Below are 26,268 nucleotides of genomic sequence, written 5' to 3' on the forward strand. Positions count from 1 at the left end.
TTCTGCATTATGGAGCTAGGATCCAAAGATCCTCATAGTTATTTTGGGGGACAAGGATGCGGACCACTGCACCGGCGGTGTGCTGGACGCTGCCTTGGGCTTTGGCCTTGTAATGCTTGCCGTTCAGCTCCACCGTGTATAGGCCGCTGCTGTCCCGAGAGACCACCTTGCCCACGATGGTGATATCGAAGGGGGCGGAGGCAAGACAGCTATGCACGGCCTTTCGAATGGCCTGGGCCAAGACTGAAATGGCTTTATCGTTGTCGTTCAAGGGGATTCCTCCTTTCCAAAATGAAGAGGGGGACCGCCGAAGCGGTCCCGTTTCTAACGTCTATACATCTCCTGAAGCATTCGCCCGGGGAACTTATTTACGATGTTCCGGGCCAGCGTATCGGTATCCTGTACGCCATGCAGATGGATATCACCGATCTGAATGTTCGCTTGCTGGGCTCCTGATCCGCCGGCGGATAGAGGAACCCGGGTCATGAGCCTGCCCATGAAATCGGCAACCAAGTCGGGGGTTGCGTGAATGAAATCATAGAGCTTTCGTCCATCGGCCGCATTGAAGATGGTTTCAACAGCATGGGGCTTTCCGTGGAGGAGAGCCATCCCGCCGGCGGTATCCACGCCGCCAAGAGCATAGCCTTTGGCCCTGAATTTGGCTTTGGTGTCCGGACCCACCACGCCATCCGCGGTGATGCCCATATCCCGCTGGAATTTTTTGAGGGCATTCAGCGTTTCAGTACCAAAGTTGCCGTCCACGCCGTATTGGTTCAGCTTATAACCCAGCGCGTCGAGGGCTTGCTGAAGAAGCCGTACATTTTCGCCGGATTGTCCCTTGCGGATATATCCCTCGACATTCGAGACCTTTGGCTGGGAAGCTTTGGAACCGCCCCCGCCAATGGTGGCCATACCGGTGGGATTGGCTTCGCGCTGCAGGGCGGTGTATTCCTGGGTGAACTTTTGCAGCACGTCCAGGCGCTGGGCCAAAATGTCAGCTTCCCAGTTTGCACCCAGGATTTCCTGGGCCATCAGCGCATCCTGAGCATTTTCGTATTCGTCCAAGGCGTCGCCCCAGGCTTCCTGGTATTCTTTCAGGTTATCGATCTTTTGATCGTAAACCTCCGACTCCTTGTCCTTCAGATCCTCGAGACCGTCGATCCGCTTTTCCAGATCATCGATCATCTTATCCTGTTCCAGATCCCGAAGCTTGTCCTCGGCCTTCTTCACCTTTTCCAGATCGGCCTCATAGATAAAGCCAAGACCTTCACGGTAGATCAGATTGGTCTTTTGCGTCTTGGCCGTTTCCACTTCCTTGCGGGCCTCGGCCAGCTTATTTTCCCAATCGGTCTGTTCGTTTTTCTCCTTGAGGGCATCGATCTCGTCCCGGATCAGCTGGATGCGTTCGTCATATTGATCTTCCACCGCCTGCTGCTGCTCCTTGAGAGCGTCCATCTCCTTATCCAGCAGCTGATTGACCGCCTTTTGGGTCCGTTCATACTTCTTGATCCGGGTATCCAGCAGCCATTCATAGACTTTAACCTCATATTTGCGGTATTCTTCGAGAAAATCAACACGGTCTTTGAAATACTGCTTGTTGAGCCTCTCCAGATCGTGATAGTAACGTTCCTCGGAAATCCGGTTCATATCACGAAGATATTCAAGATCGTCAAGATCCGCCTGAAATTTTTCCTTCCACTCACGATTGGCGTCGTCGGAGCTGGAACTCTTGGAGCCGGTACCGCCGGCATAAGCACGGAAGGTGCCGGAAGCGCCGTTTCGAACGCGGCTCATGATCTGCCGTGTTTCGGAAGCGGTGTACACCCGATCGCCCGGCCTCAGGCTCACCAGCTCCGGCCCGCGGCCGCCCACGATGTAGGCCTTATCGCCGGATTGAACCAGCTCCGGGCCTTCCTCGCCGGTCAGCGACACGCCGCCGGGAGCACTGTCGGTACCGTTGGCATGTTGTTCTATTGGACCAATACCTAACAGCGGTTTAATCCTGGCCAGAACTCCCTCAACGAGTGAAAGCATGGGTAGGCTGTTGACAATCGTGGTAACGGCCTTAGCTACCTTCTCGACTTTGCTGAGCAACGATGTAAATCCCAGATCACCGATCTGCCGGCCGTTGAGTTCGTCGAAGGCGGTTTGGGTGTCCTTCAGGTCCTCCTGCAGGTCGGTGCATTTTTTCTGCAAATCGCCTACTTCGCTTTCGGCGACGGTGGTATCCACCTGGGCTAAGGCGGCCTGAAGGTTGACGACCTCTCCATCCTTTAACAGCTTGATGCCGTCAGTTTCGGACATTTTGGTTATGATATCGGTAATTTCCTCTTTTGACCTGCCCGCCGAAGCTTCGGCCTCAATGAAACTGGTAAGATCCACTTCAAAGGACTGCTCACCAATCTTCGTAATACTTTTCGAATATTCTTCGTTTTCCATTAAGGAATCCAAGGTTTCGTACATGGTGGGAAATCTATCCAGGATCTCTTCCATGACTTCAGATAGAATGAGAAGATTGCCCTCGGCGTCGGTGAATTCGATATCGTTGATGGCGGAGATTTGGCTAACCAGGGAACGAATCTGGTCTTCCGTAAACCCATACTCATCGCCGAAGGTCAGCAGTTCATTTAGATTCACCTTATTGCCTTCAGCAACGCCGCTTTCCTGAAGAAGACCCATGAGACCTTCAGAGCCCCCGACGGTTAACGTTTCCAGCTTATCGGCATAATCCACCGGGTTGTACATATCCAGGGCTTGAAAGAAGTCGATGAGCTCGTTTTTGCTAAGGCCGAAAACAGCGGCCAGTTGTTCCATATCCTCTGCCCAAACTTTGAAGCCTGTTTGGCCATCACCTAAATCCATTCGTTCGATAAGCCCGTCCAACTCTCCGGAATCAATCTTCTCATTGACGGTAGACTTAAATGCGTCAAGACCATTTTCTTCGTTATAGTACTTCTTTCGCCGTGCAGTTTCGGATTGTATTTGATCCAAAGTGAGGCCGTCCATCTCCATATACTTGACGGCGGCCTGAAACTCCCTTGTATTGGTGGCGCCGGTTTTTAATCCCTCATTGATGGATTCAAGGGCCTTGGCTCGGGTTTTTAGGTTGTCGTCTTTCTCCGGGCCCTGCAAGGCCTTTTCAAACTCGTTTTTGGCAGTTGTTGAGGCGTTGATCTGCTGCTCCAATAAGTCATAGTTTGATATGGATTTCTGTAGCGCAACGTTGTTTTCTTCAAGGGCCGTGATCTGTGCCTGGGTTGCGTCGCTGTTGGCGTCGGTTGAATCTTTAAGAATCTCAATGGCGGCGGCATTTTCTTTTAATTTTTGGATGTCCAGATTTTTCTGTTCCTCGATCTGAGCCAAGGTATCTTCTTTTCTGGCTTCGGCAAGGCTGGTCATGGCCTCCTCATTCAAACGCAGCACGCCGCCCTCGCTTTCGAGGCAACGCATGTATTCTGGATTAAGAGCAATCAATGACTGGTAGGTTTCAGCGCTGAGGAAGCCGTTTTGGGCTTGCTCCTCCATGGCGCTGCTGCATAGATCAAGCTCGCTTTGCAGCGCATTGAAGGGATTGATGCAGCCCTCCACGCCGGATTTCAGTCTCTGTATGACGTTTGCGAGTTGATTGTATGCTTCATAATCATGAGTTGCCAAAGCGGTCTGCTGCAGCTCTTGTAGAGCGCCGATGTCGCTTTCAACATAGCTGGCAATTATATTGCGTTCGAGGCCTGAGGCCCCTTTTAGATTGGATAGTTTTTGCTCGGCGTTTTCAATGGCTTCGTTGACGACCTCTTCGTCCAAGCCTTGTTCAAAGGCATTACTGATTGCTTCGATCTGTTCCGGAGATAAGTTGCCTATGCTTTCTGCAATTTTTTTGATTTTCTGATTATACTCGTCGGCGGATAGAGCACCGTTCTCCAGCTGATTATTGATTTCAACCAGTTCGGATCCATCAAAGGATTCATAAATATTTTGAATGGTGGAGGTGTCGCTAATACCTGCCGCGGAAAGAAGCTTATTGAACTGCTCCAACTTTTCGATTTCATTTTCGCCGTTTTCCCAGCCAAGATTATTGATTTTTTCAAAGATATTTTGCAGTTGAGGTCCTTCCAAGCTGGACTCTTTAACTGCTGCGGAAAATCGATGCAAACTTTGTAGGGCTTCCTCGCTGCCAGAACTTATGATTTTAAAAGCTTCAGCTTTTTGCTCACCATTAAGGTCCAGACCTCCGATTGTATCTCTATAGGTACGCAAGGTACTGATGCTTTCATCATCCAGCGAGACTCCAGCAGGTAATTCACCTAAATTGGCTGCTACATCCGCTTTTAACTGTTCAAGCTCTGCAAGATTGGCATCAAAACCAAGTGTAATACTGAGTTGTGCTATGGCCTCATCTTTATCCATATTGTTGATTTTTAAAGCTTCTAGCATAGCGGGAGACCCTTGGGCCATATCATAGATCCGCTCTGCCAAGCCATTCATCTGTTCGGCAGCTTGGTTTTTGGTTAAAGAACCCGCTTCAATTTCATTTTGCAGATTAAGCAGTTCATCGAATTCTTCCGAATCTTTTACAACTAGGGAACCTACCAAATTGTGAAGTATCTTTGACATTTCATCGCTATTTTTAAAATCATCCTTGGTGTAGGACTCAGCGATGGTGTTGAGGAAAGTCTGTTGAGACAGCGAAAGATTCCCGTAATTGGCATCCGATTGGAAAACCCCTTGGGCAGTCGAAGTAAATTGATCGTTTGCTCTATTCAAATTGTTGATAGCGGCCACATAATCTTTACTGGCATCGAGAATAATTTGTGCGTCTTCTTTAAAAAAATCATCAGCAACAATACTATCACGTTTCTCATAGATTAGATCTAGATTTTCGTTAATAAAGTCATCCAAACGGTATCCTTCGGCGTTGGAGCGTTTATAGGGCTTTAACGTGTCCTCACCAAAGATTTTAGCAAAATGCTTGCTATACTCTAAAGAGTCCGAGGTCGTACTGAACTGTAATTTGTTTTTGAAGTATTCAGAAAATTCAGAATTCTTAAGTTGGTTATTTGCGTTATCAAAGGATTTCTCAGCACCTTCGAATAACGAATCTAAATTATCTCCTGAATACTGTTGTTCTTGACGCTGCCGTGCCTCCTCCTTTTGAAGCTTGATGGATTTTTCAAGAAGTCCATTCTTATTGGCAATAGCGTTGCCCTCGGCGTCGTAACCGGCGGCAAGGGAAGGGGACAGACCGACGATTTGGTTGACAATATTCTGATATTCAGCATATTCGGCAGTGGTTAATGAAATGTTTTGACCGTAAGTTCCGACTCCTTTCGACAATTCGTCGAAGCGAGTCCGCATCCCCTGAAGGGATGCAATGTTGCCGTCACTGGTCTGTTTGAAGTTGGCGTAGGCCTTTTTAAGCGCATCGGCTTTTTCAATAGCTCGTTCGTCGGCATGGATAAGGTCATCGACCCAATTGACGACGGCAGTGAGCGCAAGCTCGGCCAGCCCTAAAGCCAGCCCTTTGCCAGCGGCCTTGAGAAGTCCCATACCCACGGAGGCGGCTTTCATGCCAGCGGAAACCGCACCGGACGCGTTGGCCGCTCCGGTTAAGCTATTCTTCAGGCCATCCAAAGAAGCAGAGCCGTCGCCGAGCTCTTTAAAATAATTCTGTATGGGAGCCGTGAGATTGGAGGAAGCAAAAAAATCTGTTAGTTTTTCTGTGTGAGCTTGAACCTGATTGTATTGTTCTATAATACTTGACAGTTCTTTGTCCGAAGGAAGGCCCATAGCCTCGGCAGACCACTTTTGCTGATATTTCTGCCCTTCCTTGATTAAATAGTTATAATTTTCGGCTTTCAAACCTTTTTATGACGCTATTGAAAGAAAAAATTTCCATGTTATAATAAGAAGGAGGTAAGGGAAATCCTTGCATAAATCCATACCTTTGCCTGCAGCGGCTGCAGGTACCCTTAGGGAGCCGATCAGGGCTTTTGCTGGGAATCGATTGAAGGAAGAAGAGGATTATGAAAAAGAGGATTTGGGTCTGTCCGTGCTGCACGTCGGTGGAGTTTGGCGAGGTCTTTAAAAAGTGCAGATTTTGTGGAACGCAAATGAATGGCACGAGGGAATACATCGACTACGATAATGATTTGGTGGCATCCGTGCATCGTGTTTCAGCGGTTCGTTCCAAGGTTAGAAAAACAAAAATGTACGATTCCGATGCGGAATGGGCGATGATGGATATTCTTAGCCACAGTAAGCGCACCCGCACGGTTAGAAGAGATCGTACTTAGCGTCATAAAAAATCCCATAGATGAGAAACTCACATATCCATATCTGTGAGCGGCTTGGACTGTCTTTTTTGAGCGTTCAATATATCGTCATGAACCCTCCGCCGGTTTACAGTCTCTGAACCTTCCCCGAAGGAAACGGTGCGTTTCCTATACCCTGTCGTAAAAACTACTAGTAGAGCTTAGGGGCTTGGCTGCTTTCCATAGGTTAACATAACCTGTGTACTATTGATGGCACCTTGACCCAATTTTTGTATGGATGGGCATGCGGCACGTAGGCTCTCGCCCTATGCCGGTCCTGTTGTTTTTTCCGGGTTTCCCCACGGTTGCGTTTGCCGTTTCCGGCTCCGATTTCGTCACAGGACCCTGAGTGCTTTCCAGCAGTTTACCGGTCTTCTTCTTTTACGGCCCGACGCCGTAAAACATCCCGTCCCTTGAAGCTTGGCACGATTACGCCGCTTCTAAAGAGGGGAGGGCAAATTCGCTTGAACTACCGAAGATATTGGATAAAGATACGGACGGGCTCTTATTGCCCTGCTGAGAGGACGACAGCTGGACCGATTTTTGAATCTGCCCCAGAGCTTGCTGCATCGACTTATCGTCGATTTTTATTTTGACTGTGATAGGATCGATTTTCATTTTTTTCAGGGAAGCGTTGATGGAGCGCTGGGTTTTGGCTTGATCCAGCATGGCCACAACGTTCACTTTCAAATCGTCCATGAAACCACCTCTCGTTTCAATTGAATAAAAAAGAGAGGGGTTAGCCTCTCTTGTTGTCGTTAGATTGTCTCGGCCTTCCGTTCAGCAATTGTTTCCATAATCTTGTTAGCATCCAAATCCTTGAGCCGGTCAAGGACGCTGGAGAGTTCTCCTGCATCGATGTTATCGAACAGGCCGTTCACCTGATCGGCAATCTCGGTGAGACGCTGGGCGATTTCAGCCAGCTTGGCATGCTGAGCGGAGACCAGGGCCTGGCGGCTGAACTCGAGCTGATTGTCGATGGCTTCACAAAGGACGTTGTATTGGGATCTATCGATGAGCGCCAACACGTCCTCGCACAAGGTGGAGCCATAAAGGAAATCATACTGTTTGGACACGTCCCGGGACAGTTTGAAATCGGTGTAGTAGGTCATTAGGCTGCGGCGGACCATGAAGTCCTTCAGGAAGGCGTAGTAGTTTTCGCTGTCCTCATCCACACATTCCACCACAACGTCCGCAACGAACTTGGCGGCGTCCTGGAAGGGAAGATGACGTTTGACCTCCAGCGTCACCTTGTCCTCGTCCACACCGTATTCCAGAAGACAGGGCGTGGTATCCAGGGTTTCGTACAGCTTGGTAAAGACATCGTTGTGCATAGGTTCACTCCTCTCCAAATTATCGCATGAGGGGGCCGAAGCCCCCGCATACGCACAGAAATCTTATTCCTCGATCAAAGTCATATCGAAGAAGTTGCCATCCTCATCCTCAAACAGATCGAAGACCATGGACAGGCTGGTGGGATCGCCGGTGTTGGACCAGGAGGCGGAGAAGTTGGCCTGGGGAACCGCCTTGTAAGCGGTGATCTTGTAAGGCAGCAGTTCGTCGCTCTCCGTCTTGTAAAGCGTTTCGCCATAGGCGATGTAAGCCTTGGGGAAGCTCTTGCTGTTGAAGGATACGGACTGGACACCCGTGGTGCGCTCCTCCAGATAGTAAGCAATGTACTTGGCGCCGTCGCTGCCGCCGGTGATGGTCACTTCCGCGCCGCTGGCAGTAGCTTCGATCTTGGTGCCGCAGTCGTCACCTTCCGCGAACACGGCCAGGGAATCCTGGACGGGAGCTTTCGAAAGGGTGATCTTGCCCTCGGCCAGCGTGAGCACCTCGCGGGTAAACACCTTGGCAGTGGACTTCACGTCGTTGCCCGCCAGCATGGCGAACAGCTTCATGGGCGTGATCTGGGTCTCCACGGTCATGGTGGCAGTGCGCTCACCGTCGAAGGGAACCCGGGGAGCACGGCCGCGGCCGCCGTAAGCGATCACACGGGTGGCGGTCATCTCGGTGGACGACACGTTGGCGAAATCCAGGTTCAGGAAGGGCGCCTTGCTCGCGTAGTCACACAGGACGAAATCCACGACTTCACGGTTGGACATGTTGGGGTTTACACTCATGATAGAATACCTCCAAAAAATTTATTTGAATGACTTGAACCACTGCGACATGTCGAAGGGCTCTTGTCCCCACGCGCTCCAGCGCATGGAGGCAATGTCATTTTGACATTTGTAGCTCTGACGAATGAATTGATCATAGAGCTGGTAGATGGTTAGCGACCACACGTTGGTCAGATTGTAGCTGTTGTGCTGCACGCATAGAGCGGAAAGAATGTTGCCAAGGTCATTATCCCGGCTGCTGCCAGCGTTTTGCTGTGCTTTCTTGGCTTTTTTGAGCTTCGCAGCGATCTCGGCGGCACGCTTATTCTTGGGCTTGCCGCTGGGGAGACCGGAGGACACATGATTGGCTTCCAGAATAGCTGCGGACACTTCAGGGTAATTCTCCCGGGTTACCTGGCCAAGCTCACTGTCGCCTTCCATCATGCGGAATCCGGCGATGGTCCTGTCAAAGACGGCCGCGCCGCAGAGGAAGAAGGTGAGAGCGTCCGTGATGAGCGTGCGGTTCTCCTCCTCGCTGATGAGCAGATCGAACAGTTCGACGCCGCTTTCCGCAGGGATAAGGAGGCTCAGCCCTTCGCACACCCGCTCCATATCCAGGGAGAACACGTAAATGTAGGCGTAGTATTGGGCGATCCCGAGCTTTGCGACCTCCCCCAAGGAGGGGGAGCGGAGGCCGCCCACACCCGGATAGGGGATGGGTTCGGGACTGATGAGATCGAAGTACTCCAGCTTCACGATTTCCGCCTCCGGTTCCACGCTTTGAAGGTGTACAGTAGAGTCCGGCCAACGCAGTTTGGCGCGGGCTGGTAGTGGACGGCGCTGTCCAGGATGGGTGCACCGGCTCCGAACAAGGTGTTTCCGGCGATCAGTTCATCGAGGATCCGGGCGATCTCGTCGGTACGGATGGCTGTATCCGCCTTGACTTTGGCTTCAGGGACCACGATCCGGACGACCAGCTGCTGGTCCATTACCGTCGCGTTCACGGCCTTCACGGGGTTGATCTCCACCATGAGATGGACCCCTCCGCCGGCGAGGGTTTCAGGGTTCTTGTCGTAGCCATGGACCTGGCTGTCAAACTGTTCCCGGGTGAGAGGCTCCTCGGCGAGGAGGGCTTTGAGTTCGGCGCTGTTCCACATGAGGTCCAGCAACTGGGTTTTATAGCTTGTGAGTTTCTCAAGATAGGCCAATGTTTTCTACCACCCCCTTGATTGATAAAAATGCAATCGGATGGGCGACCTCCTTTCCTATGAAGTGGATCTATAAAAAATAAACGGAGAGGAGAGGGCAAAAGGATGGGATGATGAGGTTCCTCTCCGCCTATGAGCCCCGCACATTTGGAATGCACATGGAGGCCGCATGTATTTCTAGTATCCATAAGACCATCAAAACACCTTGTCGCAGAGCGCCTCAATGTTGTTTCCGATCAGTGGATAGATGGGATGGGGATCCAGGGGGACCTGCAGCCGATAGCGGCAGCTCTTGTTCTCATCGCGAGCGGTCCACTTGTAGTTGTTCTGGGGCGTGGACAGCTTCTCAATATAGCCAAAGTCCAGGAGTTCCTTCAGGTATTTGCGGCGGATGTTGGAGCCGTGAATCCCAAGCCACGCGCCGAGCGCCACGGAGGACAGCGTGAAATCACAATTCTCGCAGGCCTTGGCATAGCATAGAACGGCTAAGGCCACCAGGCGGGTCTTCGGCCCGTCGAAGCGGCGGCGAATCTCATCAAGGTCACCTTCTCCCACGGCTACCTCCGTCTCCCGCAGGGACACGGGGTCCGCCTGAACCTTGGTGATGATGGCATTGACCTCGTAGGGGATATGAATATGATTTCGGTTGGCCCAGCAAAAGATGGCCTCCCGGCTTTGGAGGGGTGTGAGGTGCTGTTCCCTGCAGTGCTTGGCAATGAGGGTGAGGATGCGGTAGAGGTTGTCTTTCACGATATTTTCACCGTTCAGATAGGCTTCCACTTCCAAACGTTCATGAATCAAGATTCAATTCCTCCCAACATGTTTTTATGAGTTTATAACGCCGGCCCAAATAGGTATGTGGTCCGTTGGGGTCCCGTTCGGGCAGCTCCAGGGACACGGGTTTGATATTTTCGACCACACCATTTCCGGCCACAGCCCACAGGAAGCGCTTGTTGCGCTTTGGATACTTGTCGTAGCACAGGGTGACAGCGATGTTGGCCAGTTCCTGCTCATTGGGGCACACGGCGGCGCAGCGGGTCCGATAGAGGTCGTAGTAGTATTTCCAGTTCATGGAGAAGCTGCGGGCATCCTCCCGGGAGATGCGGCCTTCCAGCTCATTTTGGTAGCGGTCATAGTTTTGAATCATAGCCTGTTCCCGGCCCAGGCTGCGCACCTCCTTGCAAAACTCCAGATAAATTTCCTCCACGGCTGCGAAGCGTTCAGGGGAAATGGAAACGGATTCGTCCAGCATGAGGGTATGGTCAAAGGGAGCGGAGGGCGGGCAAAAGCGGAGCTCCTTGTCCCATTTTTCCAGCTGCCAGCACAGCCGGTTCATATTGCTCAGGCTGCGGGACAGCTTTTGATTCTTGTAGCTGGGGCCCGCGTATTTCATGAAATAGGGCAGAGGCTTGCCGAACTTGGAGATGTGCCGGGGAATCAGGAAGAGTACGCCGGTTTTGGCGTAGTCGATGGATTTGCCGGTGATGATGCTGATGAGGTCGATGTAGGACTCATAGCGCTGTCGCTGAATGGCGGTCTTGGGCGTCTTGTTGTGATAGGCTGTGGCGCAGTTGCTGTTCTCACCGATCATGTTCTTCATGGTGCGTTTGATGATGGTGAGCTTATTTTCCGCCGTATCCTTTGCCGCTTCCGAGGTGATCTTGTCCTCGGTATCCAGCACGGCAATGGCCTTTCGGTCCACGCCTTCCAGCATGATGGGACTGTCGGCCACCAGCACCAAATCGCCGTCGAAATCGGCGCCGTTCAGACGCTGGGGAACGATGGAATGGCTGCTGACCATGCACACATTGGCCAGATGACCAAAATACTTTTCGGCGGCGGGATCCTCCGAAGCCCTCAGGATCACATGCTCCGAACGGCAGATATGGGGATTGCGTTCGACCAGGTATTCCCCTGGAGGAAGATTTGCGGCATAGAAGCGATCGGCAGGAAGACAGCCGCGAAGGGGGAGGCCGCCGATATGCTCCATCAGCATGACAAGATCGGGAGCCAGAAACTTGAAGGAGGACTTCAGAAAGAGCTTGCCGCATTTCATCTCATCCCGGTATTTGCGAAGAAGCCCCACCAGGTATTTGTGCACCGTGGGCTCGCGAAGCATGGCCGGGTTTTTCAAGATGGCCCGGGTGTAATCATTCAGGGATTTACGCTGATCCAGGGTGAGCCCCAGGAAACAGAAGGTGTGCACCGGATCACCGGAGAGAATTTGTTCCACCCAGTCCACACTGTCTTTGGCCAACTGGGCAAAACGCTCGAAGGGCAGGCGGAGATCCTGGAGGATTTGATAGCTGGAACGGGTATAGACCGGTTCCTCCTCGGCGGTAAAATTCCACTTCGCCACGCCGAGACAATGATTGTATTGATAAAATTCCCGCCAATAGTCATCCCAATCCCGGGCATCCCCGTGACGGCTGAAGTAGGCCTTGCCTTTGTACATGCTCTCCGTCAGAATCAGCATGGGTTCCTTAAAATCGTGCTTTACTCCCCATAGGTCAGTGATGTGGTCCACTCCCCGCTCCCGATAGAACTTTTCGTAATCCATTTCGTGGGTGACGCCCTTGATGTAGGGAGCGCGCCATAAAATGGAGGTCGGAGGCGACAGGGACCCCAGCCGTTCCCCGATGAGCCTGGAGAGGGCGGGATGATGAATGCCGCAGCCATCGAAGGCGTTAATATCGATGGATTTTACAGCCGTTTTAATCTTCTTTTGTTTTTGGCGTTGTTCACAGCCTTCCCGATCCCGGAAGGTGACCATCTCATCGGCCGCGTACTTGACCACCTGTTTTGAAATGGTTCGGTGACAGTCGGGCACAACCACCACCTTGGGCAAAAAGCCGGGCAGGCTGTGACAGGAGCTCAGCATCAAACCCCGGTAGGCGTACAGCTTGGACAGGACTGTCCTGCCCGGTTGTGCGCCCATGGTTATCCGTTCATTGAGGGCATCCGCTATGGTTTCGTCCACAAAGCTTAGGATGGCGTTTCGCGTCATGGAACCGGAACGTTCACTCACCACAAAATGCTGCTTGCCTGCGGTGAAACCGGAGAGGATGAGCTGGTCCAGGAAGGGCTCCCGGCTCATCCAGCCACGGCAGTCCACGAAAAGGAAGTAACAGTTAAAGGTGCGTTCATCTCCGGTGATCAGACGAATCTGACGAAAAAGCAAATTGTCCTGCTGCTGAATGTAGTACTTCTGTTCCTCCGCCGGTTCAAGGTTCAGGTGAAGATGATGATCGGCCAGCAAGGACAGGGGGAACTTGCGAACGGTGTAAAGAGGAGGTGCAAACAAGCTCGACTCTCCTTTCAATTCCAATGTTCGGTGTATTCCTGCCATTGTTCCAAAAATTCTTGTGAATCAAGAGAGTACATTTCTTCAACTGTTCCATCGAAATATTCACAGGTATCGCTCTTGTCGCAGATATCCACCCAGATACAGGAGGAACAGGGAGGATTGCAGGGGGGGTCCTTGGGTCTCATAGCGCTCCTTTCCCGCGCAAAGAGGTGCTTCCATTGCGCGTATTGTTTTTATGAATCACTTGAATCTATTGAACAAATAAATAGTTTAAATGAATTATAGATCGATTATAATTTGCATACAAAAAGATGTCAATACTAAAAATCTAAATTGTTTAAATGAATAAATGGTGGGGACGACTGGGCAAATTTGAAAAATATGGTCACGGATCTTGACGGCATCAATGGGTTGACCTATAATGGATATACGAACAGATGTTCCATAATTGATTTTGAGGCGGTGAATGTTATTCTTGGTTCCTGTTGCGCATAGCTTGCAGCACCTGTTTGAGAGCTTCGTATTCTTCCAGAGATAGTTCCACGACTTCCACGCCCTTTTCGCCGTATCCCCACAGTGCAGCGTTGCTTTCATCCTCGTCGGGCAAAGTGGAGTAGGTGGCTTTCTCTTCCTCAACGACAAGGTTGCTGCCGTCCATCAGCCAGGTCGGGTTGACCTCAAGCTTTTTCGCTATTTGCGCCAGTACGGCGACCTTTGGGATCCGCTGGCCAAGCTCGTAACGGCTGAGGGATTGGGCGGAGATGCCGATAATTCTGGAAAATTCCTCGAGGGTGCAGCCGTTTTGGACGCGCAACTGCCGAAGCCGGTTGGAGAAACCCATGAGACACCATCCTTCAAAAAATACTATTATTATCACCAAATGGAGATATTTTTCACCAAATAGGGTTGATTCCAAAGCCAAATGGTGATATGGTAATTATTGTGTTATACACATATTACAATTAGTAATACACTCTTGATGGTGAGCGTCGATTATACAGGAAAGAAAGAATAATCCCCTAAAAAAACAGGTAACGGAGCAACCTCCCCGTTGACAGCGTAAGGTTGCTCCGTCTGGAAGTATGCTAAGAACTAACAAACTTCAATTATATCTTAGCATATTTCCATCTATTTATCAAATGGGAGGCGCTGAGATGAATGTATTGGAAAGCTTGGGAAAAGGCGAAATGGACGATTACGAACTGGCCTTATCGGACCTGCCCAGAAGATGGGTGACATTGAAGGGCAGGGTCTATGGAGTGATGATGCTGGAGGAGCTTGGATGTACGGCAAAGACCGCGGCACTGCTGGAAAACTATCTGGAATTCTACTTGGGGCGGGACATACGTACCACAGGGCTGCCCAGGACCGCCTACTACTCCAAGTGTTCCCAGCATTCCGATGAGATGGAATATGGACTGATGCGTGCGGATACGCTGGAGATTTTATCGGTGTACAAGCTGGAACGCTGCGATGACCCGGAGCGTTTTGATCGGGCGTGGAAAGCACTGTGGGGAAAAACCGAAGGCAATGATTCATAAAAAACATAAAACATATTGACTTTATCTTGTTTCCTTGGTAAGCTTTAAATTGGGGTGATGAGATGAATTTACAGGACGTGCTGAGGCCGGAGCTATCCAACCGCTCGCTCAAGGAGGAGTATGTGCTCGGCGGCACCCATGACGAGCGGTCGGCTGTGCAGCTATTGAACCGCTGGAACCGCATCGGCAATTTTGAAAGGGAGTATGAGCGGGATATCACGGAGTTCAACGAGGAAAACTTCATTGACATGTTTACTCGTCTTAATTATATGACCCGCCTTGGCTTTAATGCCTTCAAGTGGAGCGTGACATCCTACCTCAGGTGGCTTAATCAGCAAAAAGGCTGGAATACGGAGGCGCCTCTGCGGGCCTTGCAGGGAATCACCTTTCAGCAGCTGAGCCGGGATGCGGTGTATCAGGAAAAGTACTTCGGTTCCTTTTCGGAGCTTAGGGATCAGTTTCGCCGCTCCCTGGTGGCGCAGGGATATGAAGAGCGGTCCCGAACCTGGGATACAACCCGTTTTTTGGTCGCATTGGCCTGGTTTGGCGTGAAGCGGGAGGAGGTCACGGAGATCCGCAAAAGCGACGTTTCCGATGATCGAAACGAGATCTATCTTCCCATTTCCAAACGTATTTTGGTGCTGCCCGCGGAGCTGATCGCCCGTATTCGTCTCTATCGGGACGCGGATACTGTGGAGCGCCCAGGAAATGGCGGTGTGATGACGGTTCATTATAAGGATTCACCCTATCTTTTTCGGACTTTCAAAAGCCCCAAGGTGACGGAGGTTCTGGGCCTCATCAAGAATCTGAATCGAAGTCCGGGCCCTGGCAAGCGTTTTTCCTATAATCGCATCTATTGGTCGGGTATCTTCTGCAGAGCCTATGCCTATGAGCAGACCAACGGCCGGCTGCAGGCGGGGGACCGGGCGCTGGCGGAGGAGCTCTTTGGCGAGCATTACAATCATCCCACGGCTTACCATGCCCGGTTCAATGAATATCAGAATTTTAAACGCTATTTTTACGAATAGACAAAGGGGTGAAAGCATGTATTGGTGTTTGGACTGCCGCTGCTTGTTTGAAGAGCCCCTAAGGGACGAGAAAGCGTCCCCGGGCTTTTCAACGTGCCCCTATTGCGGCGGCGATTACGTATGGGCGTCCCAGCTGGATTCACGGCAGGGCAGCGCTCGAACGGAAGCGATGGCTTATTTGGATTCTATAATTCATAAAAACAACTATCATTTGGAGGCAGAATATGGACAAGAGAATGGCGAAGTCAGGAGAAAAGGATGACTATGATGATCCGTTGGGCGTTATGGAAGATTTACGTTTCCAACAAGCGTTTCGAAGGGCAGACGGTGCCCGTAAGAAGAGGTTATGGGATCATTCGGGGACGCGCCCGCTCCCATTTGCTCGCAAGATCCGTTGAGAAGGGAAGGGGATGGAAAAATGATATTGCAGCATTCCGGCAATGAAGCCATGCAAAACTGGTTTGAGAGAGGCAAGGATCCAAGATGCGCCTGGATTTTGGAGGCGCCCATACCCTGTGAACAATGGGCGGCGTCTTTGGTGGAGACCTTGTCCCCCTTTGGCAAGCACCCCTTCGTGGATACCTGGGAGGGGGATCTGATTCTTTTAGCAGGGGTTCCTTTTCTGGAGGATGTGGAGATTTGGAGCAGACTGCTTTTGGCGCGGGCGGATTCCCTGGGATATGGCGGCGTTGTTGTGGTCTCGGAGGTAAATGGCATTGAAGACTTCGAGAAGCTTTTCGGGATGCAAAAAAAATGGCTGAATACTGCCAAGCAGATTCAGCCAGAAAGAAGGATCTTTACAAAACGGGAGCTGGATTTTGCACGGGAGTGCGATTCAATGCTGAAGGACGGGGCCCAGCTGTGCTCAACCCTTGGCTTGCTCGCACCCCTGCGTGCAAAAGGCCGCAGCTGTGAACTCATTCAAACGCTGACGGTCCATTTATTGGACGGCGAGGCGAGGGCCGCCGATACTGCCATACGGATGTATGTGCACAAAAATACGGTAAAGTATCGCCTGCGGCGGGCCGGCGAGAAGCTGGGCTTCGAGGTGGGCCAGATGCCCGGCACTCTTTTGCTGTATCGAGCGCTGGCTCTAAATCGATTGATGGAATCTAGCGAGGTTCCAGCATCTTTAGCAGCAGCGAGGCCAGCGCAGTTAGGCTGGCAATGACGCCGCATAGGATAAGCAGTATTTGCACGCTAACGGCGTCGGCCAGAGGTCCAAAGAGCACCATGCCAAGAGGCAGGGCGGAAGCGGTCACAATCTGCATGAAGCCGAATACCCGGCCCTGCATCCTCGGGGGAACCCGCTCCTGGAGGGATGCGATAATGGGAGCATTATAGCAGGGCATGGTGATGCCGATCAGGCAGTTGAAGGCAAGATACAGGCCAAAGCTGGGAGCAAGACCCAGACCCAGCATCAAAACACCGTAGGCCAAACCCGCGGCCAGCGTGGTGCGCATCCGATTCCTGAAACCGCCCCAGAGGGCTATGAGAAGACCGCCCGCCACCGCGCCGGCGCTGAACACCGTCTCGCTCACCGTAAGCCGCCACACCTCTGCACCGAAGGTTCGGCTGACCATAAGCGGCGTCAGGAAGGCGGAAGGGCTGATAAGAAAGAGCATGACCACCTGAAAGAGCAAAAGTCGCCGCACAAAGCCATCCTTCTTCAAATATTGAAATCCCTGGCGGATATCCGCGATTGAGGATTGTTCGGCGCCGGCCTTTGTGCCGGCTGGAAGATGCAGGGTGCCGGTGATTGCTATGCCCACGGCCGCCGTGGTCACGTCGATAAGAAGGGTGGCCTCAAGGTTGGCCACGGTGAGGATGAGACCGCTGAGGGCCGGTGCAATGAGGGTGGTGAGGGAGGTCAGGGTGCTCACTGCGCCGTTCACCTTCATCAGCCCATCTTTCGGCACGATCTCGGGCACCATGGCCTGGACGGCGGGGGTTTGAATTCCCGTGCCTGCTGAACGGATCAAAAGGACGGCAAACAGCAGCCAGACTTTACGGTATCCAGCCGTGAAAAGGATGGCAAGAATCAAAGTGGACACGGCGATGAGGCCGTCGGACGCCATGATCAGCTTTTTACGGTTGTAGCGGTCGACCCACACACCGGCAAACAGGGAGATGGCAATCTGGGGCAGAAAGCCGCAGAGGGTGGACAGCGTCATCATCGCGCCGGAGGAAGTGGTGAGAGTGATATGCCATACGATGGCGTACTGCACCAGTGAGGATCCAAGAAGGGAGATGGTCTGCGCCGTTAAGAAACGCCTGATCTGTGCTCTCCAATTCGAGGTCATCGCTTGCACTCCCTTTCAATATCAAATACCCTGTCCGCCCAGGATCTGTAAAAGGCCGGTTCGTGAGAGACCAGAATGACGCTGCCTGGAAAAGCCGTCAAAGCCTCCTGCAGAGCCTGCTTGGACTCCACATCCAAATGATTGGTGGGTTCGTCTAGGATGAGAAAGTTGTGGGGCCTGGCAGTGATGAGGCTGAGCTTCACCTTGGACTGCTCGCCGCCGCTCAGGGTGCCCACGGCCTGAATGCTGTGATCCCGCTTCACGCCGCAAAGAGCCAGATGCTTCCGGGCCTCCTTAATGGTAAAACCAAACTGTCCCATGACAATCTCCATGGGCGTGAGGCCGGGCTCTTCCCAAAGAAGATCCTGTGCACCGTAGCCCACCACAACACGCTCACCAAAGCGATAGCTGCCCGACAGTGCAGGAATTTCGCCCATCAGGGTTTTCAGCAGTGTGGATTTACCGATGCCGTTGAATCCTGTGATCACCAGCTTCTCACCGCATCCGACCGTGAAACCGAGTGCGGGCAGGAGGGGATAGTCATAGCCAACAACAAGGCGCTGCACCTCAAGAGTGTGAGCGGCACAAAGGGGCAGATGGGGAAAGATGAAGGTGGGCCGGGCGGCGGTGAAGCTGGGAGGCGGCATGCGCTCCATACGCTCCAGCTGTTTTCGCCGGCCTTTGGCCATCTTGCTGTTCACGCCGGCGATATTCTTTTGGATATAAGCCTCGGTTTGCTCGATCTTCCGTTGCTGCGCCGTGTATTGGCGAATGTAATCCTCCCGGAAGTGCTGCTTTTGTACCACGAAGTCCGAGAAGCGGCCATGATATTTGCGCATAGTTTCTCCTTCGATATCGCAGATGCAGGTGGTGACCCGGTCCAGAAATCCATGGTCATGGGAGACCACTACAAAGGCGTTGGGGAAGGCGGCGAGATAATCGGAGAGCCAATCCACATGTTCGCTGTCCAAGAAATTGGTCGGCTCATCCAGCAGCAGGACATCGGGGGTCTCCAGCAGAAGCTTGGCCAGAACGGCCTTGGCCCGCTGCCCGCCGCTCATCTCCCGAAGAGGCTTCTCACCGCCTAAAGCGGTAAGGCCAAGCCCCGTCATCACACGGGCAATTTTTACATCCAACTCATAGAAGTCCGCGTTTTCCAGCTGAATCTGGCTCCGGGCGGCACGATCCAAAAGCCGTTCCTCTCCGGTGGAGGCATAGGCCTCGTACAAATGATGCATCTCCCTTTCCAGGGAATAGAGAAGATCAAAAGCGCTCTTTAAATAATCGAGCAGCGTAATTTTGCCATTGATTTGGGCATGCTGATCCAAATAGCCAATGCGAACGCCGGACTGCCAGCGCACGTCGCCCACATCGGGTACGACCTCCCCGGTCAATATGCCGATCAATGTGCTTTTTCCAACACCGTTTTGGCCGACAACGCCAAGATGTTCCCCTTTATAGAGTTCCAAAGAGGCGTTCTTATAAAGTGTTTTATCGCCATACATGTGGCAAAGATCCTTTATTTCCAATAGACTCATGATGTTTCCTCATTTCTATAAAAAAACGGAAGGCATAAAGCCCTCCGCAACAATCCTCTTAAAGGACATAACAAAAGGCTGGAGCGTAGCTCGCAGCCTTATTGCACATTTTCGGAAATAGACAAACAAACGCATAACCGCTATGCTTAACGCCTGCCTATGACCGATGAAAGGAAGCTTGCGCTTCATTAGGCTCCGAACAACGTCTCATCGTTATCCATTTGCTCGGAGCGAATTCTTCTAGCCAATCTCATGATCCATTCTCCTTATTCCAAACGCACTTTAACAGAAATAAGGGGTTCTGTCAATCACCCTTACGAATGAAGTTTAGTTTTAAGGAGCCCGATAGTTCGAGTTCATCACCGTAACCGAAGTATGCGTTCTTATTGGTTTGGATTCCAATACTCCTGGTTGAAAAAATCTCATTGAGATCGTCGGAGAAGAAATTGCCGCTCCCTGAAATCAGCTCAATATCATAGGTGCCGCTGGGGAAATCCTGATCGACATGATAGGTTCCCGCAGTTAAAGTGATAGGCTTTTGCTTTTCTTCATCCACCTGACCCGTTAGCCTATCCAATTCCGCCTGCCTGTCAGTGATTTGAGTATTGATGGAGTCCAGCTCGGTTTGTTGAGTCTTAAGCTCGGCGGAAAGACCGTCTTTTTCCTTTTCCAAACCGTCGATCTCTCCCTGCAATTTGTTTGCTTTATCAATGGTTTTTTGCTTTTCCTTGACTTCCTTCCCTTTTTCATCCAGTTCTTTGTTGGCAGAATCCAACTGCTCACGTGTATTTTGATATTCCTCGTCCTGCTCAGTTTTTAATTGTACAAATTGCTGTACAATCGTTTCATCCAAAAGAGCCTGCCTACCAAAAGCATTGCCAACAAAAAAAGAACCCCACTGCAAAAATGATTGCGATAATTCCTAAATATGGAATATATACCAATTATCTACTGCTTTCATGAATGGTGCGAGATCCTCTATTAAAGACACAACAAAAGGCTGGAGCGCAGCTCGCAGCCTTTATTGTACATTGCCGCCATGCATCATGGCCTATACGGATGATAGAAAACTTAGTCCGGTTAAGTCCCGAACAACGTCCCCAAAAGACGACGTTCGCTTAAGTCTGATTGTTGGGGGCCATAACGTTTTGCAGTGTTCTGTAGAATTCATCAATTTCAATGGGCTTTGCCACATGGGCATTCATGCCGGCCTCCAAAGCCGCCGCCACATCCTCCAAAAAGGCATTCGCCGTCATAGCGATAATGGGGATGGTGGAGGCGTTGGGACAGGCGAAACTGCGGATGGCCTTGGTCGCCTGATAGCCGTCCATCTCCGGCATTTAAATATCCATCAGGATGGCGTCACAGGTTCTGCCCTTGGGTCCAACAAACCAGTTCACCGCCTCTTTGCCATTGCATGCACTGCTGACTTTGGCTCCCACCATTTTCAGAATCTCAACAGCAATCTCCAGGTTCAGATCATTATCTTCCGCAACGAGGATGTGCTTGCCCGCAAGGATGACCGATTCTTCCAAATTTTTAGGCTTGGGAAGGGGACCTCCCATTTCGGTGGCAGTGAGCAGGGTGTTGTAGAGCGTGGATGCAAACAGCGGTTTGGAGAGGAAAAGGTTGGCACCCGCCGCCTTGGCTGCCCTCTCAATCCCGCTAAAATCGTAGGCTGTGATGATAATAATTAGGGGATCCTGACCGATGATGCTTCGGATTTGGCGAGTGGTCTCAATACCGTCCATACCGGGCATCTGCCAGTCAATAAGACAGATATCATAGCTCTCGCCCATAGCGTAGGCACAGCGGAGCGCGTCCACGGCCTCATGGCCGCTGAGCACCCATTTTGCTTTTACACCAAACTTTTCAAGAAGCAGCGCGGCATAGGCGCATTCATCCGGATCATCGTCGCTCACCAGCACACGGAGCGTTCCCATGGCCGGATACTGCGAGGGCTTGTGGCACTTCGACAGCTCAAAAGGCAGTTCCACCATGAAAGTCGTGCCCTCGCCTGGACAGCTTGTTATGGAGATGGCGCCGTCCAGGAGGGTGACGAGATTTTTCGTGATGGGCATCCCAAGTCCGGTTCCGCCAGCACCATTTTCCTGCTCAAAAGCTTGAAACAAGCCGTGTTCCACAAATTCTTTGCTCATTCCTCGGCCGGTATCACTGACCGTGAAGCGCAGTCTCACGCTTCTGCCTTGCTGGACAAGCCGCCTGACCTCCAAGCGGACATGCCCATGTTCGGGGGTAAACTTAACCGCATTGGACAGGAGATTGATCAGGACTTGGTTAATTCGCGTGGCGTCGCCTATCAGCTCTTCCTCCGCCATGTCCTGAACGGATACCTTGAAATCCACACCCTGAGCGGCAGCTTGTGGGTAGATGATCGTGGTGACGGAGTCCAGAATCTGTTTTAGAAAGAAAGGATTTCGGTTTACCGTCAGTTTGCCATCTTCAATCTTGGACATATCCAAAATGTCATTGATCAAAGAAAAGCAGATGCTTGGATGAAAAACTGGTTTTTCCTAAACAGTCCTCGATACGGTCGCGGTCGTCCAGATGGGCGGCGGCGATGGTGGTCATGCCAATGATGGCGTTCATGGGGGTGCGGATCTCATGGGACATTCGGGACAAAAAGTCCCGTTTGGCGGCATTGGCTTTTCGTGCACCAGCCAGGGCATCCTGCAGCTGCTGTTTTTGTTCCTCCAGCTTTGCCTGCATTTCCCGAAGCTCGGTGAGATCAGTTACATCAATGTAGGTCAGAAGATATACCGGAGCACCGTCGATCCAATCCACACAATCGCCGTTGGCCTGCATAAAAATGGTCCGGCCCTCACGGTTTTGCAGCTGGGCCAAAAAGCGGACGTGTTCACCTTGTTTGACATGTTCCAACTGGGGAATGATCTGTTCCCGGTTGGCTTCCACATTCTCGCGGAAAAGAGGATCATTGGTATTGCGATTTATGGTTCCAAAAAATTCAGCAAACTGTTGATTGGCCTCCAAAAGCTTGATATGCAGATAATCCTTGATCAAATATTTGGCCACAAAGCCGGGGATATTGTTGTAGGTAATGGATTGCGCCTGCTGCATCTTCACGGTGTTATCGACGTTAACCAGCACCGAATAGGCGATGGGATAACCCTCGTATATATTCTTGGTGATAACCCCATGCAGCTGAACCCAGACATGTCCGCCTCCCTTGACGGGCATCCGGGTCAAAAGGCTGTATTTGGTCTTGCCCGTCTCAATCGTGTCCATAACCACATCCTGGATTTTTTTCAGTTCATCCTCATAGTGGTGATACGGATAGTAAAGATCGGGACGATTATGGAAAAGAGCTTCGTATTCCCTCTTTAGGATAGCGGATCAGCTGATAATAAAAAGGATTGCTCCACACCGCGGTAAAATGTTCATCCAATATGTGCTTGCTGACGCTCACCTGCATGGTGTTCATCAATAATTCGTAGTCCTCGGCCACATCCCCGCCAATCAGTTCTTCTACCGGATTTTTATCCATAGCTCGGTGACGGGCGAATGGTGATATTGACACGGTCATAAAAGCACACACACCTCACATTGTGAGGTGTGTACCGCTGCAAGGGACAGTAAAACCGATATTTTAAATAAAAAGTCGGAGCAAGCTATGTATTGCTTGCTCCGACGTGGTGCGCCTGGTAGGATTCGAACCTACGGCCTTTCGAGTCGGAGTCGAACACTCTATCCCCTGAGCTACAGACGCATGAATACGAAAGTTATTATAGCACAGTGAGCCTATTTTTCAAAGTGTTTTTTCAAAGGCAAATAGAGAATTTCTGAAAGGAGTTTGACGGAAAGGGGCGAATCTAATATAGGAATCCGTAAACTGCGGAACTAAGGAGGACGTGAGACCTTGAAACTGTTGGTGGCCTATTACTCCCATACGGGGGATTCCAGAGTGATTGCCCGGCAGCTTGAGCTGCATTATAACGGCGATCTGTACTGCATTCATGAGACGCAGAAACGCTCGAGAATGGGTGTTCGTTTCAAGGGCGCATCCCAGGCGAACCGGGAAGAGAAAAGCCAGATTGAACCGGTGAGCGTGGATCCTCAGCAGTATGACGTGATTTTTTTGGTGGCTCCCATTTGGGGCACCATGCCGGCGCCGGCACTGCATGCCTTTATTGATGAAGCCAATCTCAAGGGAAGCAAGGTCTATGGCTTCTTCCTGTGCCGCAGCGGTCTGGGATCGGCGGAAGAGGTGTTTCACCAATGGCTGGAGGACGCGGGAGCCGAGCTTCAGGATGTCTATACCATAGCAACCAGCGAAAAAAATGCGAAATCCTTCCTGGAAGGTTCTCAGCAGATCGATGATATTTTGGTCGATCTTTCACCCAAGCTTTATCCGGACGATGCGGAAGAATTTTTTGTGATCAAACGCCCCAATAAATAAGACGTAAGCTTATCCTCCCAAGCATAGAATACTAAAAAGCCTGGGAGGATGAACCATGTTTTGGGAGCTCAAAGATTACGAAGGATGGAAAAGATGGCTTTTAACGGCCTTTTGGGTATTGGGCCTCGTGAGCCTAATCCTCATTGGAATCTGGTTTTTCCGGCTGGAAGGTGAATTTGCACCGGGGACCGAGGTGGATGGGGTTCCGATTGGCGGCTGGTCCAGGGAGGAAGCCCTGACGAAACTGCATCAAAGAAGCGATCCCCATCTCAAACAGACGGAAGTCCTTCTGTCCTGGCAGGACCGGGCGGAGACGCTGGGAGCGGCCGAGCTGGGTGTGCGGTACAATTTGGAGGAGATTTTGGGTGACGCCTGGAATAGGGGCCGAAAGGGCACTGTGCTGGAGCGGCTTTACCAGCTCGAGGAGGCTGGGAGTGGCAGAGCTATCTACACCACAAGCCTGATTTGGGACCGAGCGGGCCTTGAAGAAGCTTTAAGAAGCGCTATTGGGAGCTGGGAGAAGGCGGCAAAGGATGCGGAGGCATTCTTTGACCCCGATGCGGACCAGCCTTTTACCTATGCAAGGGAGGAGACGGGGGTTTCCATCGATTGGTCCAAGCTGCTCGGCAGAGTGGAGCAGGGTCTGCAGGGGCGAATCACGGGCACGATCCAGGTGGAGGTTCCGGTAAGCGTCCTGCAGCCGGATGGCACGCTGAGGCAGCTTCAGGAGGATACCAAGAAACTGTCCGCCATGCTCACACCCCTTGGGGGAAGCAGTGACAATCGCGTGCACAATATCAAGCAGTCCTTGGCAAAGTTTCATGGGATGATAGTACGGCCGGGGGAAACGGTCTCCTTTAATGAGACGACCGGGGAACGAAGCGCAGAGAACGGTTATCTGGATGCGCCCATTATCATCAATAAATCTCTGGTGGACGGCCCGGGCGGCGGCGTATGCCAAAGCTCCTCCACCTTGTACAACGCTTGGCTGAAGGCGGGACTTCAGGTAAAGGAGAGGGTGCATCACGCGTTTCCGTTGTCCTACGTGGCGGAGGGCTTTGATGCCACCGTAAATTATCCCAATCTGGATCTCAAATTTACCAACGACAGCGAGGTCACCGTATACATCAAGGCCTATGTCAGCGGCGGCAACGCCTGTGTTGAGCTCTATGGGCGGCCGGAGAGCGAAGTGCGTTTGGAGCAGAAAGTCCTTGAGCGCAAGGATCCACCGGCTGCCAAGATACTGAAAGACACCGAGGGCACCTACGTGAAATACACCGATGAAACCTATACGGTGACTCAGGCCCGTCAAGGCATGACGGTGGAGGCTTGGCGAATCTACATGGAAAATGGAAGGGAAACCCATCGTGAACTGCTGCACACGGATATTTACGAACCGGTTCAGGGCATGAAATATGTGGGCGTTCAGTCGCGGTAGGTCAAAGATACAAAGGAGTGGAGCTTTTGAACACCAAAGAAAGTATGATTTTTGCCGGCAGTTCCGGCAAGGGCTTTGCCCAGCGGGTATGTGATTACATCGGGGTGCCCTTGGGCAAATCTCAGGTCATCAAGTTCTCCGAGGGCAACACCATGGTGCGCATTCTGGAGCCCATAAGAAACAAGGAAGTATTTTTCTTCCAGCCCATCGGGATGAATCCCAACGATGAGTTCGTGGAGATTCTGTTTTTTATGGATGCTTTCAAGCGGGCAAGCGCTCAGTCGGTGACGGCAATCATTCCCTATTTTTCCTACGCCAAAGGCGACAAGAAGGATGAGCCGCGGGTGTCCATCCGAGCGCGGGTGTGCGCCGAGTGCCTGGAACTGGCTGGTGCGGACCGCGTGGTGACCATGGACCTGCACAGCGCCCAGGTTCAGGGTTTCTTCAAAAAACCGGTTGATCACCTCTATGCCATGCCCATTCTAACGGAATACGTGCGCAGTCTGGCCATTGACAATGCCGTGATCGTCTCTCCGGATTCCGGCTATGCCAAGCAGGCCCGCAAGTTTGCCAGTCATTTGGGCCTTCCTGTGGCCATTGGCGACAAAACGCGCTATGGTCATGACGAAAAGGCGGAAGTGTTGGATGTGGTGGGGGAAGTGAAGGATAAGAACTGCGTTATCGTGGACGACTTCACCATCTCCGGCGGCACGCTGGTGAGTCTTGCCGTCGAACTCAAAAGGCGGGGCGCGGAACGGATCATCGCCTGCCTGTCCCATAACATCATTTCTGAGGAGGGCGTCAAAAAGCTGGAAGCTAGTCCCATCGATACGATTATCAGCACCGATACCGTGGAGAATCCCCACATCGCGGGACATAAAAAGTTCAAAACGATCACGGTGGCCCCGCTGTTCGCGGAAGCGGTTATGCGTACCCACGACCGGGAATCCTTGAGCCCACTGTTTGAGCAGGCCTCGGAACGTATCCTGAAGAGCGTTTTCGAGTACGACAAGGAGTAACCCGGCTGTAAGAGGCAGAGGGAGAGGACGCTGGGCGG

General features: G+C 51.7%; 21 protein-coding genes, 1 tRNA gene and 1 pseudogene. 8 read left to right on the forward strand and 15 right to left on the reverse strand.

From position 1 onward, the window contains the following. Positions 1–7: 7 nt before the first annotated feature. Positions 8–271 carry a hypothetical protein gene (locus tag H8696_RS08725; RefSeq protein ID WP_249316739.1) on the reverse strand — a complete coding sequence of 88 codons (264 nt, stop codon included), beginning with the start codon at positions 269–271 and terminating at the stop codon, positions 8–10. 53 nt (positions 272–324) lie between these two features. Then, complete coding sequence (locus H8696_RS08730) at positions 325–5,856, reverse strand: peptidoglycan-binding domain-containing protein (protein WP_249316741.1); 5,532 nt, start codon at positions 5,854–5,856, stop codon at positions 325–327. Between the two features lie 164 nt (positions 5,857–6,020). On the opposite strand from H8696_RS08730, the gene H8696_RS08735 reads away from it, so the two are divergent. Further along, on the forward strand, positions 6,021–6,290 hold the full coding sequence (locus tag H8696_RS08735) for a hypothetical protein (RefSeq protein ID WP_249316744.1): 270 nt from the start codon (positions 6,021–6,023) through the stop codon (positions 6,288–6,290). Positions 6,291–6,737: 447 nt separating this feature from the next. On the opposite strand, the gene H8696_RS08740 is transcribed toward H8696_RS08735, so the two are convergent. The 8 genes from H8696_RS08740 to H8696_RS08775 form a co-directional block, all read right to left on the reverse strand. Then, positions 6,738–7,007: a hypothetical protein gene (locus tag H8696_RS08740; RefSeq protein ID WP_249316745.1), complete on the reverse strand. Its 270-nt coding sequence runs from the start codon at positions 7,005–7,007 to the stop codon at positions 6,738–6,740. Positions 7,008–7,066: 59 nt separating this feature from the next. Further along, complete coding sequence (locus tag H8696_RS08745; protein WP_249316747.1) at positions 7,067–7,642, reverse strand: hypothetical protein; 576 nt, start codon at positions 7,640–7,642, stop codon at positions 7,067–7,069. Between the two features lie 63 nt (positions 7,643–7,705). Beyond that, positions 7,706–8,431 carry a hypothetical protein gene (locus tag H8696_RS08750; protein WP_249316750.1) on the reverse strand — a complete coding sequence of 242 codons (726 nt, stop codon included), beginning with the start codon at positions 8,429–8,431 and terminating at the stop codon, positions 7,706–7,708. A gap of 21 nt (positions 8,432–8,452) precedes the next feature. Next, positions 8,453–9,166, reverse strand: a complete 714-nt coding sequence (locus H8696_RS08755) for a hypothetical protein (RefSeq protein WP_249316752.1) — start codon at positions 9,164–9,166, stop codon at positions 8,453–8,455. Then, positions 9,163–9,618, reverse strand: a complete 456-nt coding sequence (locus H8696_RS08760) for a beta/alpha barrel domain-containing protein (RefSeq protein WP_249316754.1) — start codon at positions 9,616–9,618, stop codon at positions 9,163–9,165. The genes H8696_RS08755 and H8696_RS08760 overlap by 4 nt, the downstream gene beginning before the upstream one ends. 195 nt (positions 9,619–9,813) lie before the next feature. Beyond that, the gene (locus H8696_RS08765) at positions 9,814–10,419 is read right to left on the reverse strand and encodes a hypothetical protein (protein ID WP_249316756.1); all 606 of its coding nucleotides are present in this window, start codon (positions 10,417–10,419) and stop codon (positions 9,814–9,816) included. Then, on the reverse strand, positions 10,409–12,922 hold the full coding sequence (locus H8696_RS08770) for an RNA dependent RNA polymerase (protein ID WP_249316758.1): 2,514 nt from the start codon (positions 12,920–12,922) through the stop codon (positions 10,409–10,411). The genes H8696_RS08765 and H8696_RS08770 overlap by 11 nt, the downstream gene beginning before the upstream one ends. Before the next feature lie 472 nt (positions 12,923–13,394). Continuing rightward, positions 13,395–13,766 carry a helix-turn-helix domain-containing protein gene (locus H8696_RS08775; protein ID WP_249316760.1) on the reverse strand — a complete coding sequence of 124 codons (372 nt, stop codon included), beginning with the start codon at positions 13,764–13,766 and terminating at the stop codon, positions 13,395–13,397. A 313-nt stretch (positions 13,767–14,079) separates the two neighbouring features. On the opposite strand from H8696_RS08775, the gene H8696_RS08780 reads away from it, so the two are divergent. The 4 genes from H8696_RS08780 to H8696_RS08795 all read left to right on the forward strand — a co-directional run bounded on the left by H8696_RS08780 (position 14,080) and on the right by H8696_RS08795 (position 16,665). After that, entirely contained in the window at positions 14,080–14,466 is a 387-nt protein-coding gene (locus H8696_RS08780) for a hypothetical protein (RefSeq protein ID WP_249316762.1), read from the forward strand. A 62-nt stretch (positions 14,467–14,528) separates the two neighbouring features. Further along, positions 14,529–15,494, forward strand: coding sequence for a hypothetical protein (locus H8696_RS08785; RefSeq protein ID WP_249316763.1), 966 nt, complete (start codon positions 14,529–14,531; stop codon positions 15,492–15,494). A 224-nt stretch (positions 15,495–15,718) separates the two neighbouring features. Then, positions 15,719–15,892, forward strand: a complete 174-nt coding sequence (locus H8696_RS08790; protein WP_249316764.1) for a hypothetical protein — start codon at positions 15,719–15,721, stop codon at positions 15,890–15,892. A 20-nt stretch (positions 15,893–15,912) separates the two neighbouring features. Beyond that, entirely contained in the window at positions 15,913–16,665 is a 753-nt protein-coding gene (locus H8696_RS08795; protein ID WP_249316765.1) for a helix-turn-helix domain-containing protein, read from the forward strand. On the opposite strand, the gene H8696_RS08800 is transcribed toward H8696_RS08795, so the two are convergent. The 5 genes and pseudogenes from H8696_RS08800 to H8696_RS08835 all read right to left on the reverse strand — a co-directional run bounded on the left by H8696_RS08800 (position 16,607) and on the right by H8696_RS08835 (position 23,083). Continuing rightward, on the reverse strand, positions 16,607–17,797 hold the full coding sequence (locus H8696_RS08800) for an MFS transporter (protein WP_249316766.1): 1,191 nt from the start codon (positions 17,795–17,797) through the stop codon (positions 16,607–16,609). The two genes, H8696_RS08795 and H8696_RS08800, sit on opposite strands and share 59 nt — an antisense overlap. Next, the gene (locus tag H8696_RS08805) at positions 17,794–19,335 is read right to left on the reverse strand and encodes an ABC-F family ATP-binding cassette domain-containing protein (protein ID WP_249316768.1); all 1,542 of its coding nucleotides are present in this window, start codon (positions 19,333–19,335) and stop codon (positions 17,794–17,796) included. The genes H8696_RS08800 and H8696_RS08805 overlap by 4 nt, the downstream gene beginning before the upstream one ends. A gap of 304 nt (positions 19,336–19,639) precedes the next feature. After that, positions 19,640–20,188, reverse strand: coding sequence for a hypothetical protein (locus H8696_RS08810; RefSeq protein WP_249316770.1), 549 nt, complete (start codon positions 20,186–20,188; stop codon positions 19,640–19,642). A gap of 265 nt (positions 20,189–20,453) precedes the next feature. Continuing rightward, positions 20,454–22,861 (reverse strand): annotated as a pseudogene (locus H8696_RS11415) (response regulator). Positions 22,862–23,007: 146 nt separating this feature from the next. Further along, a tRNA-Arg gene (locus H8696_RS08835) sits at positions 23,008–23,083 on the reverse strand. Positions 23,084–23,233: 150 nt separating this feature from the next. Here H8696_RS08835 and H8696_RS08840 point away from each other — a divergent pair. The 3 genes from H8696_RS08840 to H8696_RS08850 are packed head-to-tail and all read left to right on the forward strand — an operon-like array spanning position 23,234 to position 26,230. Beyond that, positions 23,234–23,773 (forward strand): flavodoxin family protein, encoded by a 540-nt coding sequence (locus H8696_RS08840; RefSeq protein WP_249316784.1) that lies wholly within the window; start codon positions 23,234–23,236, stop codon positions 23,771–23,773. A gap of 55 nt (positions 23,774–23,828) precedes the next feature. Beyond that, the gene (locus H8696_RS08845; protein WP_249316786.1) at positions 23,829–25,211 is read left to right on the forward strand and encodes a VanW family protein; all 1,383 of its coding nucleotides are present in this window, start codon (positions 23,829–23,831) and stop codon (positions 25,209–25,211) included. A 26-nt stretch (positions 25,212–25,237) separates the two neighbouring features. After that, complete coding sequence (locus tag H8696_RS08850; protein WP_249316788.1) at positions 25,238–26,230, forward strand: ribose-phosphate diphosphokinase; 993 nt, start codon at positions 25,238–25,240, stop codon at positions 26,228–26,230. Positions 26,231–26,268 lie beyond the last annotated feature (38 nt).

Origin of the sequence: Gehongia tenuis, assembly GCF_014384795.1 — a bacterium.
GTDB classification, from domain to species: Bacteria; Bacillota; Clostridia; order Christensenellales; family NSJ-53; genus Gehongia; species Gehongia tenuis.